Origin of the sequence: Polaromonas sp. A23 (assembly GCF_002001015.1) — a bacterium.
GTDB lineage: Bacteria > Pseudomonadota > Gammaproteobacteria > Burkholderiales > Burkholderiaceae_C > Polaromonas.
The window spans coordinates 173481-187650 of the sequence record NZ_MUNO01000026.1 but is presented as its reverse complement, the minus strand read 5'-3'; the positions used below and the strand labels follow the sequence as shown (position 1 = coordinate 187650).

The 14170-nt window shown below is 62.3% G+C and carries 13 protein-coding genes; 4 read left to right on the top strand and 9 right to left on the bottom strand.

What is annotated here, in order from left to right:
• Positions 1-27: 27 nt before the first annotated feature.
• On the bottom strand, positions 28-1515 hold the full coding sequence (locus tag B0B52_RS14360) for a CYTH and CHAD domain-containing protein (RefSeq protein ID WP_077594337.1): 1488 nt from the start codon (positions 1513-1515) through the stop codon (positions 28-30).
• Between the two features lie 132 nt (positions 1516-1647).
• A complete protein-coding gene (locus B0B52_RS14355; protein WP_077594336.1) occupies positions 1648-2565 on the bottom strand; it encodes a CoA transferase in 918 nt (305 codons plus the stop codon).
• A 184-nt stretch (positions 2566-2749) separates the two neighbouring features.
• Here B0B52_RS14355 and B0B52_RS14350 point away from each other — a divergent pair, with 184 nt between their 5' ends.
• Together B0B52_RS14350 and B0B52_RS14345 are read left to right on the top strand one after the other, a co-directional pair.
• Positions 2750-3319, top strand: a complete 570-nt coding sequence (locus B0B52_RS14350; RefSeq protein ID WP_077594335.1) for a DUF2975 domain-containing protein — start codon at positions 2750-2752, stop codon at positions 3317-3319.
• A 275-nt stretch (positions 3320-3594) separates the two neighbouring features.
• Entirely contained in the window at positions 3595-3819 is a 225-nt protein-coding gene (locus B0B52_RS14345; protein ID WP_077594334.1) for a helix-turn-helix transcriptional regulator, read from the top strand.
• 31 nt (positions 3820-3850) lie between these two features.
• Here the strand turns inward: B0B52_RS14345 and pobA are convergent, their stop codons facing one another.
• Positions 3851-5035 (bottom strand): 4-hydroxybenzoate 3-monooxygenase, encoded by a 1185-nt coding sequence (gene pobA, locus B0B52_RS14340; RefSeq protein WP_077594333.1) that lies wholly within the window; start codon positions 5033-5035, stop codon positions 3851-3853.
• A 122-nt stretch (positions 5036-5157) separates the two neighbouring features.
• Between pobA and B0B52_RS14335 the strand changes: the two genes are divergently transcribed.
• Together B0B52_RS14335 and B0B52_RS14330 are read left to right on the top strand one after the other, a co-directional pair.
• Positions 5158-5997, top strand: a complete 840-nt coding sequence (locus B0B52_RS14335; RefSeq protein ID WP_305790772.1) for an IclR family transcriptional regulator C-terminal domain-containing protein — start codon at positions 5158-5160, stop codon at positions 5995-5997.
• Between the two features lie 53 nt (positions 5998-6050).
• Positions 6051-6668, top strand: coding sequence for a TetR/AcrR family transcriptional regulator (locus B0B52_RS14330; protein WP_077594331.1), 618 nt, complete (start codon positions 6051-6053; stop codon positions 6666-6668).
• A gap of 32 nt (positions 6669-6700) precedes the next feature.
• Here the strand turns inward: B0B52_RS14330 and B0B52_RS14325 are convergent, their stop codons facing one another.
• The 6 genes from B0B52_RS14325 to B0B52_RS14300 all read right to left on the bottom strand — a co-directional run bounded on the left by B0B52_RS14325 (position 6701) and on the right by B0B52_RS14300 (position 14170).
• Entirely contained in the window at positions 6701-10087 is a 3387-nt protein-coding gene (locus B0B52_RS14325; RefSeq protein ID WP_077594330.1) for a PAS domain-containing protein, read from the bottom strand.
• 118 nt (positions 10088-10205) lie between these two features.
• Positions 10206-10919 carry an ABC transporter ATP-binding protein gene (locus B0B52_RS14320; protein WP_077594329.1) on the bottom strand — a complete coding sequence of 238 codons (714 nt, stop codon included), beginning with the start codon at positions 10917-10919 and terminating at the stop codon, positions 10206-10208.
• Entirely contained in the window at positions 10919-11668 is a 750-nt protein-coding gene (locus tag B0B52_RS14315) for an ABC transporter ATP-binding protein (protein WP_077594328.1), read from the bottom strand. Before B0B52_RS14315 ends, B0B52_RS14320 begins: the two co-directional genes overlap by 1 nt.
• A complete protein-coding gene (locus B0B52_RS14310) occupies positions 11661-12674 on the bottom strand; it encodes a branched-chain amino acid ABC transporter permease (protein WP_077594327.1) in 1014 nt (337 codons plus the stop codon). Before B0B52_RS14310 ends, B0B52_RS14315 begins: the two co-directional genes overlap by 8 nt.
• On the bottom strand, positions 12671-13534 hold the full coding sequence (locus tag B0B52_RS14305) for a branched-chain amino acid ABC transporter permease (RefSeq protein WP_077594326.1): 864 nt from the start codon (positions 13532-13534) through the stop codon (positions 12671-12673). The genes B0B52_RS14310 and B0B52_RS14305 overlap by 4 nt, the downstream gene beginning before the upstream one ends.
• A gap of 9 nt (positions 13535-13543) precedes the next feature.
• Positions 13544-14170, bottom strand: coding sequence for a LysE family translocator (locus tag B0B52_RS14300; protein WP_077594325.1), 627 nt, complete (start codon positions 14168-14170; stop codon positions 13544-13546).

Below are 14170 nucleotides of genomic sequence, written 5' to 3'. Positions count from 1 at the left end.
GTAGAGTTGCTGGCAACTGCCTGCAAGCTAGTCCCAGAACGGCCTGGCCTGTCTGGCAAAACCGTCACAGGCCTGCTGGCAGCCTTGCACATGTGCCGCGCGGCGGGCGCTGAGCCAGCCTGCGCCGAAGAGGGCGCGCGGGTCGTGGCCTGACAGGCCTTGCCAGGCCTGCAGCGCCGCCACCTCGTCGTGGTAAATGCCCAGTGCGTCCTGCAGCGGTTTGATGGCGGCAAGGTAGGCCTCTGATTTTCGCTTTGAAAACAGTGGCTGCGCGAACTCGGCCAGGTAGCGCAGGCGCTTGAGGCGCTTGCGCAGGGCATGTTGCTCGGGTTCAGGCAGGGTCGCGAATTGCTGGCCCTGCGCCAGCACCTGCTTGTGCAGCCTGGCCAGGCGTTTGCGCAAGGTTTTTTTGGGTGGTTTGTCTTCCGGGTCAGCTTCAGCAGAAGCCGCGTGAACAAAACCCACCAGGCACAACAGCGCCTGCTGAAAGGCCGGCGCGCGCACCGACTCTGCCGCGCTGGGCAGGGCATCCATTGCGCCCTGCCAGTCCAGTGGCGGGCCGCCTGCGGCTTCGATCTGGCCTTGCAGCTTGTGCAGGAGGTAGTCGCGGTCGCGGTGCAGGCCCAGCTCGCGGAAGACGGTGGCCAGCGGCGCTTCCCATTTGTCGCCTTGGCCACCCCAGTTGCCTGCGAGGGCGTCGAGTTCTTTCAGCGCGGTGCGCAGTCGGCGCAGGCCCACGCGCAGCTGGTGGATGTGATCCTCGCCGGTGCAGCCGCCAGCCACGTCGCTGGCGTTGGCCAGCACTTGGTCCAGGCAAGCCGCCAGCACCGCGGCAGCCACCTCGCGGCTGGAGGCGTGGTGGGGAAAGCGCGGCGGCTCCGCATTCACGGCGGCACCGAAGTCCTGGCCCGCTGCCAGGCGCTGGCCTTTCATGGACTTGCTCACGCTGCTGAGCCACAGGCCATGCTTGAGGCACCAGTTGCCTGCCAGCGCCACGGCAACGGCGGGCTGGCCTTGTTTGAGTTCCAGCTCCAGCTCGCTCACCGGCAGCACCTTGTCGCCCGCGGCAATGCGCCCCCGGTCCAGCGCGAGCTCGACCACTGCGCCACGCACACGCACGAGCCGGGTGAGGCGGACGATGTCGGTGGTGTACACCGGCGCCAGCCCGGGGAAAGATTCGCCGGGTTTGAGTTTCAGGGCCCGGCGAATGCATTCGCCGACCGGTGTGCCGCTATGGCGCGCCAGCTCAGGCTCCGGCGCCGCATGGGCGCCCAGCGCCACATTGTGTTCCAGCCGTTCCAGCGGCCGGCTGCCGGGCGCCTTGGCCGTCTGTACCCACTGCCGGCCTTCCTTGCGCAGGCGCAGCACCACACCCTGCGCCGCCAGTGCACCCTCGGGCGTGTCGAAATAGCGCGCCTGCAGCCGTTGCTGCGCAACCCGTCCGCGGCGCACGGCAGCCTCAACCGCCGGGCGCCGGGCGGGCGGAATTTCAAACTTGAATTCGAACTCGGTCATGGTGCGCAGTGTCTGGGGGTAGGCTTTCCATCCTACGCACCCGGGAATCCAATGCAAGGTGAGCGTTTGGACTTCTTTCGCAGTTTACGAAGCCAAATCGGGCGCCAGCCCTTATTTTCCGGGCGCTGTCAGCTATTCATTCGATAGCGTATGCAGCGGAATATCTTTCTCCTCCGCCAGCTTGTTCAGCTGCGCACGGGTCTGCGTAAGCATGAAAGCGGCCACCGCTTCGTGCGTGGCGGGCGCAAACATGGCGCGAATGTCTGAGGCGGCTACGCCGGCTGCTTCGCATAGCGCTGCGGCAAAGTGCGGTTCCAGTGCAGCGACAGCTGCACGCCCGTCCTTGCAGGCGTAGACGCGGTAGCCGGCATGTGCGCCACCGACGGAGCCGGTGGGCTGTGTCAGGCCCCATTGCCGAGGCAGCGCCAGGTAGGCGGCGGCTTCGGACAGCGCCACTTCGATGAAGGCGCCCTGGGGATGCGGGTCGCCTGAGCCGGTGTAGGGCTCTTGCCGGCGCAGCGCGGCTTGCAGCACGGCTTCGCTGGCCATCAGTGAGCCGCTCATGTCGGCGTAGAGCGTGGGTGGCAGGTTGAGCCCCGTGACCAGGTCGTTGTGGGCCATGTAGGTCAGGTCGTGGCCGGGCTCTTCGCCCAGTGCGCCCGGCGCACCGACGATGGCGACGTGCGAGAGCGCGGGGTAGCGCGAGTGGATTTTTTTCCAGCTCAGGCCGAGCTTTTCAATGGCGGAGGGGCGAAACGAGGTGAGCAGCACATCGGCTTTTTCAAGCTCGCGGTGCAGCACCTTCTGGCCGGCTTCGCTTTTCAGGTCGGCGCTCAGCACCTTCACGCCTTCGTGCAGCTGTGCGTAAGCCGGCTTGTTGTACAGGCCCATGGGGTCGCCCGCGGGTGGCTCAAGCTTGACGCAGGTTGCCCCCATCTGCCGGCAACGCATCAGCGCGGCGGGGCCGGGCAGGTTGAGCGCCAGGCTCAGGATGCGTGTGCCTTGAAGGGACTGAAGGGCAGGGGTTTTGGCGGGGGCAGAGGAGGTCATCTGGGTGGCGGATGGTCGGGAGAGGATGAAGGCGGAATGCGTCCGAATGCAATTGACCTTACCAGACTTTGCAGGCGGGGCGAGGAAGCCTTTATTTTGTAAAAATTTATGTTTTACAGAAATTAATTATTGTTTTACAGATATTTATTGCCATAATGGAGGCCTCATGACATAGGGGGCACCCATGAAAAACGCATTCACCGCAAGCACCCTGACACGCCCTGACGTGCAGCGCCTGAACAGCGCCTTTGCCTGGGTTTGTGCCTTGCTGGCCGTGGCTTTGCCGCTGGCCGTGTTCTATCAACTCGTCACCACGCCAACCGAGGGTTTGCTGCTCCGCTCGGGCGTCAGCCTGTCGGCGCTGCAGGCGGCCATGCTTGATGTGGAGCTGTGGCAGCGCGCGCTGGCGGTGCTGCTGGGCATGGTGCCGGTGTGTTGTGCCTCTTATGGCTTGGTGTGCGCGATGCGCTGCTTCTCCGGGTTTTCGCAAGCCGAGTATTTCAGCGTGCGCACCGTGCGTTACCTGCGCGGTTTTGCCGCCGGCATTTTTGCGTCGGTGGTCACTGGCCTGTTTGCTTCGACGCTGATCAGCGTGGTGCTGACGGCTGGTGCGCCGGCCGGGCAGAAGGCCTTGTCTTTTGGCCTGGGCAGCAATGAGTTGCTGACGCTGCTGTTTGCCGGCATGGTGTGGCAGATCGCCGCCGTGATGGGCAAGGCCGTGGCCCTCGCGGAAGAGAACGCCCAGTTCATTTAAGGCAAGGGCCTGTTCACACTATTTATGCAAGGTGCGTTGCGAGTCAAAAAGGTCATGCGCGAGGCGCAAAATGCAGCCGGGCTGACGCCCGGCAAGGCTTTGCAACGCTGTGCATGGCCTTTTTGGCCGCAACCCGGAGGGAACATGGTTAAAACAACGCCACTCGTTGTTGCACTCCTAGCTCAGCCGCCCAGGCTGAGCGTCGTCGCGCGCCTAGATTGGCGCTGTTTTAACCGTGTTCGCACTTGTATAAATAGTGTGAACAGGCCCTAGCTGTGAGCATCGTCGTCAAACTTGACGTGATGCTGTCGCAGCGCAAGGCCAGGTCCAAAGACCTGGCCGCCTACGTCGGTATCACAGAAGCCAACCTGTCCCTGCTCAAGCAGGGCAAGGTCAAAGGCGTGCGTTTCGATACCTTGCTGAAGATTTGCGAATTCCTGGAGTGCCAGCCGGGTGACCTGCTCGTGAATGTGCCTGATGGAGGCCCGTTAACCCGTTAGCAGGCCGCGTAACGCCAGCTCCCCGACTGCGTCAGGCGCCGAAATCGAGCGGCAGGCCCACGTAGTTTTCTGCAACCGAGCGCGCGCCAGTCTCCGAGTGGACGATGTAGTCCAGCTCGGCGTCCTGCAGCTTCTGGCCGATGGGGCCATTTTCGGGGAAGTTGTGCATCAGGCCGGTGAACCACCATGAGAAGCGCTCGGCCCGCCAGATGCGTTTGAGGCAACGCTCTGAATAGGTGTCGATGCCGGCTTCGCTCTTGTCGGCGTAAAACTCGATCAATGCGCCGGACAGGTACTTCACGTCGGTGGCGGCGAGGTTCAGGCCTTTGGCGCCGGTGGGCGGCACGATGTGGGCGGCATCCCCGGCGAGGAACATGCGTCCAAAACGCATGGGCTCGGCGACGAAGCTGCGTAACGGAGCCACGCTTTTCTCGATGGAAGGGCCGGTGACGAGTTTTTCTCGGCCACCCGCGTCCAGGCGCAGGCCCAGCTCGTTCCAGAAGGCGTCGTCAGACCAGGCTTCGACCTTGTCGGTCAGCGGCACCTGCAGGTAGTAGCGGCTGCGCGTGTGGCTGCGCTGCGAGCACAGCGCAAAGCCGCGGGTGCTATTGACGTAAATGAGTTCGTGGTGCACCGGCGGTGTCTCGGCGAGCACGCCCAGCCAGCCGAAGGGGTAGATTTTTTCGTACTCGGCCACCGCGCCTGCGGGCACGCTGGCACGGCAGACGCCGTGAAAACCGTCGCAGCCGGCAATGAAGTCGCATTCAATCTCATGCGTCTGTCCGTCTTTTTCGTAAGTCACACGGGGCTTCTTCGTGTCGAAGCCGTGCACGGCGACGTTGCCGGCTTCGTAAACAGTAGTCAGGCCTGCCGCCTGGCGCGCATCCATCAGGTCGCGGGTGACTTCGGTCTGGCCGTAGACCATGACGTTCTTGCCGCCGGTCAGGCGGTTCAAGTCGATGCGGTGGCGTTCGCCCTTGAACAACATGTCGAAGCCGCCGTGCACCAGGCCTTCCTGGTGCATGCGTTTGCCGACACCGGCTTCGTCAAGCAGGTCAATGCAGACCTGCTCGAGCACGCCAGCGCGGATGCGGCCCAGCACGTAGTCGCCGCTCTGGCGTTCAACAATCACCGCGTCGATGCCGGCCTTGTGCAGCAGTTGGCCGAGCAGCAGGCCGGAGGGGCCTGCACCGATGATGGCAACCTGGGTACGCATGTCTGTCTCCAATTTCCAGTTCGTTTTTCCTGAACGGTGAGCGTAGGCCTTGGGCCGGGGGATAGCCAGTTCCGCCACGGCGCTTTGCACGATCTGCAGGCCATTTGTGCGATGATCGCGCAATGAGCAGCCAATCAACACCTCCCGCGGAAACGAACGGAATGCTGCAAGCCGGCAAACCGATTGCCCGAGCCGACCTGATTGAAGGCATGGCCAAAGGCATGGCGGTGCTGGAGAGTTTTGACACGCAGCGCCAGCGCCTGAATGCCACGCTGGCCGCTGAACGTGCGGGTATCACACGTGCCGCAGCGCGCCGCCATCTGTTGACGCTGGCGCACCTGGGTTACCTGGAAACCGACGGCAGCTATTACTGGCTGGCGCCCAAGGTGTTGCGTTTTTCGGGGAGCTACCTGGCTTCGGCACGTTTGCCGCGCGCGGTACAACCCACGCTGAACCGCCTGGCGGCGCAGACCCAGGAGTCGTTTTCAGCCGGGGTGCTGGACGGTGACGAGGTGGTGGTCATTGGGCGCAGCGGTTACGAGTGGAAAAGCGGTGGCGACGGCGCTGTGCGCATATTGGCTTACGGCTTGCATCTGGGCGCGCGTTTGCCTGTGCATGCCACGTCCACCGGGCGGGTGCTGCTGGCCGCCAAGCCCAAGACCGCGCTGACGCAATGGCTCAAGGGACGCACGCTGGCGCGCCTGACCACGCGCACCATCGTCGACATCAAGCAGTTCCGGGCGGTGATCGAGCAGGTGCGTGCAGACGACTTCTGCCTGGCGGTGGAAGAGCACGAGCTTGGCGTGCATGCGCTGGCGGTGCCGCTGCGCAACATGCAGGGCAAGACGGTGGCAGCGCTGAATGTGGTGGCGTCGCCGCAGCGGCTTTCCGCGCAGGTGATGCAGCGCGATTTGCTGCCGCTGCTGTTTGATGCAGCCAGGGAACTGCGGCCGCTGATGTAGCCTGTGATTTATGCCACTGGTTTGATGGGCCTGCCGCGAACTAAAATTCTTGCATGCAAGCGAAAACCAAAAAAAGCGAGCTGACCCGCAACGCCATCATCGAGGCGGGCATTGACATTGCTGTCCGCTATGGTCTGGGCGCCGTCACGGTTCCCATCCTGGCTGAGAAGCTCAAGCTCTCCAACAGCGGCGTTTTTTCCCGCATCGGCTCCATTGAAACGCTGCGCCTTGCATTGGTAGAGGAATACGGCAAGCGTTTTCTGGCGGAAATATTTTTCCCCGCACTGAAAAAACCGCACGGCCTGGATCGGCTCGACGCCATGGTCGAGTCATGGATCCGAAAAATATGCAGTGGAGATGGCAACAGCATGGCGCTGTTTGAAGTAACCGCCTTTTCGATGGACCAGGCGGCGCACGACACGCGGGAGATTCTGGTGGGTAACGTGCGCGCATGGCGCGGCGTGATGATGCGTACCGTCATGCAGGCGATGGCACACAGGCAGCTCAGGGAAGATATTGACCCGGCCTCGCTGCTTTTCGAAATTCATTGCCTGGTGCTGGGGGCTTTGTATGAGTACCGCATCATGAATGACGCGAACACGGCGGACAAGGCGATGGCTTCTTACCGGGCGCTTATCCAGCGGGTCAAAAGGCCCGCAAAAGCCGCATAAGGCAAGGGTGAGAAAGCCGGCTGGCCTCGTGCTCAGTCAGCCTGGTGCAGCGTGAAGAAGAAGGTGGCGCCTTTGTCAGGCGCCGATTCAGCCCGGATCGTTCCGCCGTGCCGCTGGATGATCCTGGCCACGGTCGCCAGGCCGATACCGGTGCCCGCGTAGTCCGCAACATCATGCAGGCGCTGGAAGGTGCCAAAAAGCTTGTCTGCATAGGCCATGTCAAAGCCGACGCCGTTGTCACGAACAAAAAAGGCGCCGTGCGGTGAAAGCCGTCCAACCGAAATTTCGGCTTTCGAGCGGCGTGAAGTGAACTTCCACGCATTGCTCAGCAGGTTTTCCATCACCGACTGAATCAGGCGGCTGTCACCCTGAACCTGCAGGCCCGGCTCGACACTGAACACGACCTGACGGTTACGCTCCATGGATTTCAGGCGCTCCAGGATGTCGCTGCTGATGGCGCTGAGGTCCACCTGTTCATGCTGCAGCTCCTGGCGAGTCACATGGGCCAGCAACAACAGGCCTTCAATCAACTGGCCCATCTTCCCCACGCCGCCTTTGATACGGGCCAGGTAGTGCTGGACGCGGACGGAAGAGTTGTCGCCCAGTTCTTTTGCCAGCAGTTGACTGAATCCGTCCACGGTGGTCAGGGGTGAACGCAGGTCGTGCGAGACCGAGTAGGAAAACGCTTCCAGCTCGGCGTTGGACAGCCGCAGTGCCGCTTCTATGGCCATGATCTCCGTCATGTCGACATCGATCCCCACCCAGAACATCACCTCTGCGGTGTCGTTGAACACGGGCGATACGCGGTGGGACATGCTGCGGTAGTTGCCGTCCTTGTCACGCAAGCGCCGGATTCCGCTGTAGGGCGTACGGTTCTCGCGTGCTTTCCGCCAGATTTCATTCATTCCCTTCCGGTCGTCCGGATGCACCAGTTCCATCCAGGCCGTACCGTGCCAGTCGGGCGGCGCGCCACCGAAAATTTCGTACCAGGCGCTGCTGATGAAGGTGGCGTCCCCGTGCGTGTCGAGGGTCCAGATCGGGTGCGGCGCCTGCTCGGCCAGAGCCCTGAACAGCGCTTCCTGGCGAGACAGTGCGCGCGTGCGCTGCGCTACTTTTTCTTCAAGGTTGCTGTTGAGCTCCTGGACCTGGGTCAGCAGGTTGGCGTTGTCTATGGCAATGAGGGCGAGTTCTGCCAGTTCGGTGGTGACGTACTCGTCCTGCTGCGTGAACTCACCCTCGAACTTGTCGGAAAGCTGCAGCAGGCCGACGTTCACGCCGTCACGACCGGTCAAGGGCACTGCCAGCCAGCCATTCACGGCCGGGTGCTTGTCGGCATAGGTTCCAAAGCCGCGCCAGCGCGGATGTGCGACCAGTTCGGCCTGGGTCAGGCGCAGGGGCCGGTTGGTTTCGCAGACCACCGCATAAATGCCGCTGCCATCGGGTGGCTCAACCAGATGCCGGTAGTTCGCGTATTTGTCGGACAGTGACAGCGCGGTGATGCTTTGGGACCAGTCGCTACCCTGTGTCAGGCTGACAACAGCCTGGTGCGCGCCAATGATGGTGCGTGCCTGGTCTGCCACTTCCTGCATGACTGTATCGAGGGTGCGATGCTGGGTGATGGCCTGTGCTGCTTCGGCGGCGCGTTGCAGCGTTTGCAAATGGCCTTGAAGGGCTTGCTCTGCCTTGACGCGCGACGTGACGTCCTGCAACGCGCCCTGCATGCGCCGGATCGTGCCCTGGCTGTCGCGCACCGCCTGGCCCATCGAACGCACCCAGATCGTCCGGCCGGTTCCCGTCACCACCTCGACTTCCACATCGAAGGGCGTACCGTGTTCAATGCATGCTTGCGCCACCCGTGTGGCCAGCGGCTGTGATTGTGGCGTACATAGCCCGATAGCGCTTTCCAGGGTAGGCGCGCTGCCTTCAGGCAGTTCAAGCACAAGGGAGGCTTCGTCTGACCAGCTGAAGCGCATCTCGGGAAGATCGAGTGCCCAGCCGCCCATTTTGGACAGTTGCCCCGACATGCGCAGCAGTGATGTTTGCGCATGCAGTGCCGCTTCGGCTTGTTTCAGGTCGTCGATGTCCGTGGAGGTGCCGTACCACGAGACAATGCGTCCGGCATCGTCGCGGTTGGGAAGCACCCGCGCCAGCTGCCAGCGGTAAGTGCCGTCTCCGCACAGCAGGCGGTGTTCGTTGTGCAGGCTTTGTCCGGTTTCGATGGCGACGCGGAAGTCCTCGGCGCATCTTTCAAGGTCGTCAGGGTGAATGCGCGTGAACCAGCCTCCCTGGAGCGATGCTTTCACCGGTTGGCCGGTCACCTGGGTCCATTGGTTGTTGACGAAAGCCATGTGACCCGTGGCATCAGTGATGAACACGATTTGCGGCATGGCCTGGGCCAGCTGGCGAAAGCGCAGCTCGGTGCGCTCGCGCTGCTGGGTGTACCGGTAGAGCAGGGCCGATAGCAGCGCGACGATAGCTGCAGCTGCGAGCCAGATCAGCCCGGTCAATTTGGAAAAACGCCTCCACGAGGCCAGTACATCGCCGTGAAGCGAGCCGGCGTAGACCACCAGTTCCGGATAGCGGTCAAGCGCGCGGTAGGCAATGACGCGGGTTTGGCCGTCGATAACACTGAGCGTGGTGTAGACGCCCTGCGGGGCCCTGGAAAGGTTTGCAAACAGGGGGAGGGCCGGCATCGCTTTGCCCATCGAAGAGTCGTCAACGGGGCTGCGCATCATCATCACACCGTCCTTGCGGAAAAGCGCAATGGCACCGCCTTCTCCCAGTTTGATGCTGCGCCAGAGGGTATCGAAATACTGCGGCTCCACCGCAGCCGCAATCACGCCAGCGAAAGTTCCATCGGCGGCATACAGCGGCCTGGACGCGGTGATCATCCAGGTGCCCGTGGTGCGGCTGCGCACAGGGGCACTGAGGTGGAACCGCGTTGCGGGGCGTCGCAGGTAGACCTGGAAATACTCGCGGTCTGCCAGTTGCAGTTTGCTGTTTCCTGTGTTGGAATCGAAAACAATGCGGCCTTGCGCATCCATGACCCATAAAGACCGAACGAACTCCAACCCGGCGAGTTGCTCACGCAGTACGGCTCGGGCCGAGTTTTCGTTCAGCTTCTTCTCGTGCCGCAGGGCTTGAAGCCGGTCAGTGGCCAATTGCAGGCGCTGGTCTACGATCTGGAATGTGTGGCTGGTTTGTTCCTCGACGATATGCGCCAGTGATTGGGTGATATTTTCCCCGGTTCGCAGAGCCTCGCCATGAAGATAAAACAGTGCGACGGCAACCGCGCAGGCGGATACCACGATCAGTGCGGCCGACAGCCAAACAATGAGGCGCCTTATGGTGTCCTGGTCGGAGATGGACGATTCCCGGATTTGCGGCAGGGACGCATCAACTTGCCAGGGCCAAAGCATGCATCCGACCTTTCAGTGGATCCAGGCCGTGATGGCCCGGATGAATGCATGATGCCATGCAGGCCGGGCTTTGTCGATTGAACGCGCTAGCGGTTTTCCCGGTCTGTCGGGCAGTGTTTTAGACGCCCAGGTATTGCGTCAGCAACTCCGGCCGGGCATGCAGTTCCGGTGAGCTGCCTTCAAACACCACCTCGCCCTTGACCAGGATGATGTTGCGGTCTGTGATCTGTGTGACGTGTTTCCAGTTCTTGTCGACGATCACGCTGCTGATGCCGCTTTCGCGGATCACGCCGCAGATGCGCCAGATCTCGCGGGCGATCAGCGGGGCCAGGCCTTCAGTCGCCTCGTCGAGGATCAGCACGTCGGGATTGGTCATGAGTGCGCGGCCGATGGTCAGCATCTGCTGCTCGCCGCCGCTGAGCTGCTGCCCGCCGTGGCCCAGGCGTTCCTTCAGGCGCGGGAAGGTTTCGAGCACCCGTTCGTAAGTCCAGTCGCGCTGGCCGCGGGTGCCGGCGCGCGCCGCCATCTTCAGGTTCTCGACGACGCTGAGATTGCCGAAGATGCCGCGGCCCTCGGGCACATAGGCAATGCCGAGCTGGGAGATTTCGTAGGGCGCGCGGCCTGCCATCGGCCTGCCCACAATGTCGATGCTGCCCGAGCGTGGCTTGACCAAACCCGTGATGCTTTTGAGCAGGGTGCTCTTGCCCATGCCGTTGCGACCCATCAGGCCGATGGTTTCACCACGCGCCACCGAAAAATCGATACCGCGCAGGATGTGGCTGGCGCCGTAATAGGTGTGGATGCCTTTGGCATCGATCAACAGCTCGGCCATCAATGTTCCTCTCCGAGATAGGCGGCCTGCACACCTGCATCGGCCCGGATGGCGGCGGGTGCGCCGCTGGCAATCACCTTGCCGTCCACCATCACGGTCAAGCGGTCGGCCAGCGTGAAGACCGCGTCCATGTCGTGTTCGACCAGCAGGATGCCGTGGTCCTTCTTGAGGCTCAGGAGCAGGGCGACCATGCGTTCGGCCTCGGCCACCCCCATGCCCGCCAGCGGCTCGTCGAGCAGCAGCACCTGCGGCCCGGTGGCCAGCGTCATCGCAATCTCGAGCTGGCGCTGCTCGCCATGACTGGTGGTGCCGGCAATCGCATTTTTCCGGTTCTCAAGGCCTGAAAGCTCGATAGCCCTTGTCGCACGGTCATTGATAGCTACAAAATCAGTAGCGCGTCTGAGCCAACGTGCGGCATGCGGCTGGCGCGACTGGGCCGCCATGCGTACGTTCTCCCAGACGGTGAAGGGCAGGAAGATGTTGGTTTTTTGGTAGCTGCGGCCCAGGCCCTGGCGCGAAATTTTTTCGGGGTTCCAGCCGGTCACGTCCTGGTCGCCCAGCTGGACTGAGCCAGACGTTGGCGGCAGGTCACCGGACAGCAGGTTGGTCAGCGTGGACTTGCCGGCGCCGTTGGGGCCGATCACGGCGTGGATGTGGTTGCGCAGCAGCTCCAGCGAGACATCATTGACAGCGGCCAGGCCGCCGAAACGCTTGGTCAGCTTCTGTGCAGAAAGCAGGACTTCACTCATGGTCAGCTTTCCGTGATTTGCCGAAGCGCTCAACCAATCCGAGGATGCCGCGCGGCGCGAAGGTCACCAGCAGCACAATGAACAGGCCCATCCACAACTGCCAGTGCTTGCCAAGGTTCACGCTGCCGACCATGGGAAGGTCCTTGAACACATGCAACAGGTATTCAAAGGCAAAGGCGCCGACGATGGCGCCGGCGAAGTTGCCCATGCCACCCAGTATCACCATCATGATGGCGTGCGCGCTCATGTGAAAACCCATGAGCTCGGGGTTGATGTAGCCGGTTTGTGTGCCCCACAAATACCCGGCCAAGCCGGCCAGTGCACCGGCCAGCGTGAACGCTGTCAGCTTGTAGCGGAAGGTGCCAAAACCCATGGCGCGCATACGATGCTCGTTGACGCGTATGCCGGCCAGTGCACGCCCGAACGGGCTCCACAGCAGACGTCGCAAAAAGGCGTAAACCCCCAGCATCACGGCCAGGGTGAAGTAGTACAGCGTGCGCTTGTTGTCGAGGTCGAAGGGCATCCAGCCGAAGAGGGTGGTGTCCGGCTTGAAGTTGATGTACAGACCGTCCGAGCCACCCAGCTCCTTGTTGTCGAAAAACAGGAAGAACACCATCTGGGCAAACGCCATGGTGACCATGATGAAGTAGATGCCATGGGTGCGCACGACGAAAAAACCGATGATGAGTGCGGCCAGCCCCGCGGCCAGCACGGCGACAGGCAAGGTCCACCACAGGCTGACGGCCTCGCCCTGTGGCATGAGAAAGGCCAGCGCATAACCGGCCAGGCCGAAGTACGCGGCGTGGCCCAACGAGACCAGGCCGGTGACGCCTTGCAGCAAATCCAGGCTCATCGCAAAAATGGCCATGATCATCATGCGCGTGACCATCTGCGTATAGAAATCGGTACCGGCAAAAGGGAAGGCGATCAGAGCGACTAGGCCCAGTACCAGCGTGATTTGCACGCCGCGCGGCAGGACTTCGAGATTGGATTTCATCGAGCTCATTGCTTGAACAAGCCTTCAGGCTTCCAGAGAAGGACCGCAGCCATGAGCATATAAACCAGCATGCCTGCCACCTGAGGCAGCAGCACCTTGCCGAAGGTGTCAACCAGCCCGACCAACAGGGCCGAAATGAGGGCGCCGCGCACGGAGCCGATGCCGCCGATGACCACCACCACAAAACACATGATGAGTACCTGCGAGCCCATGTTGGGGTAGACGCTGGCAATCGGCGCGGCGATCATGCCGGCCACGGCGGCCAGCGTGACACCGAGTGCGAAGACCACCGCGTGGATCAATTTGATGTTGATGCCCAGTGCGCCCGCCATGTCGCGATTGAAGGCGCCGGCACGGATTTTCATGCCGAGCCGGGTTTTGGAAATCAGCAGGTACAGGCCCACGGCCAATGCGATACAGACGCCGGACATGAAGAGGCGGTAGACCGGGTAAGACAGGTTCTCGGTCAGCGGAATCGAGGCGCTGAGCAGCTCTGGAATCGGCACGCCGTGCACGTCGTCGCCCCAGAGGAGGGATCGCAGTTCTTCAAAGATGTAGATCAGGCCGAAGGTCAGCAGCACCTGGTCGAGGTGATCGCGATGGTAGAAGTGCCGAAACAGCAGCCACTCAAGTGCCAGCCCGAAAATCGCCGACAGCACCGCGCCGCCAAGAATGGCCAGCGTGAGGCTGCCGAAATAGGCGCTGAGCGACCAGGCCAGATAGGCGCCCAGCATGTAGAAGCTGCCGTGCGCGAGGTTGACCACACCCATGATGCCGAAGATCAGCGTCAGGCCGGCGGCCAGCATGAACAGCAGCAGACCGTACTGGACGCTGTTGAGCAGCTGGATGAGGAAGTTGGCGAGATCCATGGCTCAGCGTCAGGCCTGTCTGCGGGTCAGTAACAAGAGCCCACCCATGAGCGTAAACAATCCGCCGGAGACGCGATTGAACCATCGCACGGCGCGATTTGAGCGCAGCAGCGGTGCAATGCGGGCAACACCCAAAGCGCAGCCGCTCAGAACACTGAACTCGAACGCCATGAAGGTCAGCGCGAGGATGGCGAACTGCGGCACGAAGGGCGCCGATGGATTCAGGAACTGGGGAAAGAACGCCGCAAAGAAAAGCACGGCCTTGGGGTTGCTCGCACCGACCAGAAAGCCGCGCAGGAAGAACGAGCGGCGCGGCGTTTCAGCCACACCTGCATCGGCACGCAACACCGCGGCTTCACTGCGAAAAGTTTTGACACCCAGGTAAATCAGGTAAGCCGCGCCCAGCACCTTGGCCACCGTGAAGGCGGTTTCAGAAGCCGCCAGCAAGGCGCCAAGCCCAAGTGCAGACAGCAGCATCACGCACAACACGGCACTGACGCTGCCGGCCACTGAGGTCATGGCCTTGCGCGGCCCATGGTTCAGCGAGGTTGTCATGCACATCAGCATGGTCGGCCCCGGTGTGAAGATCAGCAGCGCGACGGCGGCGAGGTAAAGAAGGTAGGTGGTGAGAGTCAT

What these genes read in the sequence shown, in the direction of transcription:
- B0B52_RS14360 (WP_077594337.1), bottom strand. Translation starts at nt 1,515, where the DNA reads ATGACCGAGTTCGAATTCAAGTTTGAAATTCCGCCCGCCCGGCGCCCG.
- B0B52_RS14355 (WP_077594336.1), bottom strand. Translation starts at nt 2,565, where the DNA reads ATGACCTCCTCTGCCCCCGCCAAAACCCCTGCCCTTCAGTCCCTTCAA.
- B0B52_RS14350 (WP_077594335.1), top strand. Translation starts at nt 2,750, where the DNA reads ATGAAAAACGCATTCACCGCAAGCACCCTGACACGCCCTGACGTGCAG.
- pobA (WP_077594333.1), bottom strand. Translation starts at nt 5,035, where the DNA reads ATGCGTACCCAGGTTGCCATCATCGGTGCAGGCCCCTCCGGCCTGCTG.
- B0B52_RS14335 (WP_305790772.1), top strand. Translation starts at nt 5,158, where the DNA reads ATGAGCAGCCAATCAACACCTCCCGCGGAAACGAACGGAATGCTGCAA.
- B0B52_RS14330 (WP_077594331.1), top strand. Translation starts at nt 6,051, where the DNA reads ATGCAAGCGAAAACCAAAAAAAGCGAGCTGACCCGCAACGCCATCATC.
- B0B52_RS14325 (WP_077594330.1), bottom strand. Translation starts at nt 10,087, where the DNA reads ATGCTTTGGCCCTGGCAAGTTGATGCGTCCCTGCCGCAAATCCGGGAA.
- B0B52_RS14320 (WP_077594329.1), bottom strand. Translation starts at nt 10,919, where the DNA reads ATGGCCGAGCTGTTGATCGATGCCAAAGGCATCCACACCTATTACGGC.
- B0B52_RS14315 (WP_077594328.1), bottom strand. Translation starts at nt 11,668, where the DNA reads ATGAGTGAAGTCCTGCTTTCTGCACAGAAGCTGACCAAGCGTTTCGGC.
- B0B52_RS14310 (WP_077594327.1), bottom strand. Translation starts at nt 12,674, where the DNA reads ATGAGCTCGATGAAATCCAATCTCGAAGTCCTGCCGCGCGGCGTGCAA.
- B0B52_RS14305 (WP_077594326.1), bottom strand. Translation starts at nt 13,534, where the DNA reads ATGGATCTCGCCAACTTCCTCATCCAGCTGCTCAACAGCGTCCAGTAC.
- B0B52_RS14300 (WP_077594325.1), bottom strand. Translation starts at nt 14,170, where the DNA reads ATGACTCTCACCACCTACCTTCTTTACCTCGCCGCCGTCGCGCTGCTG.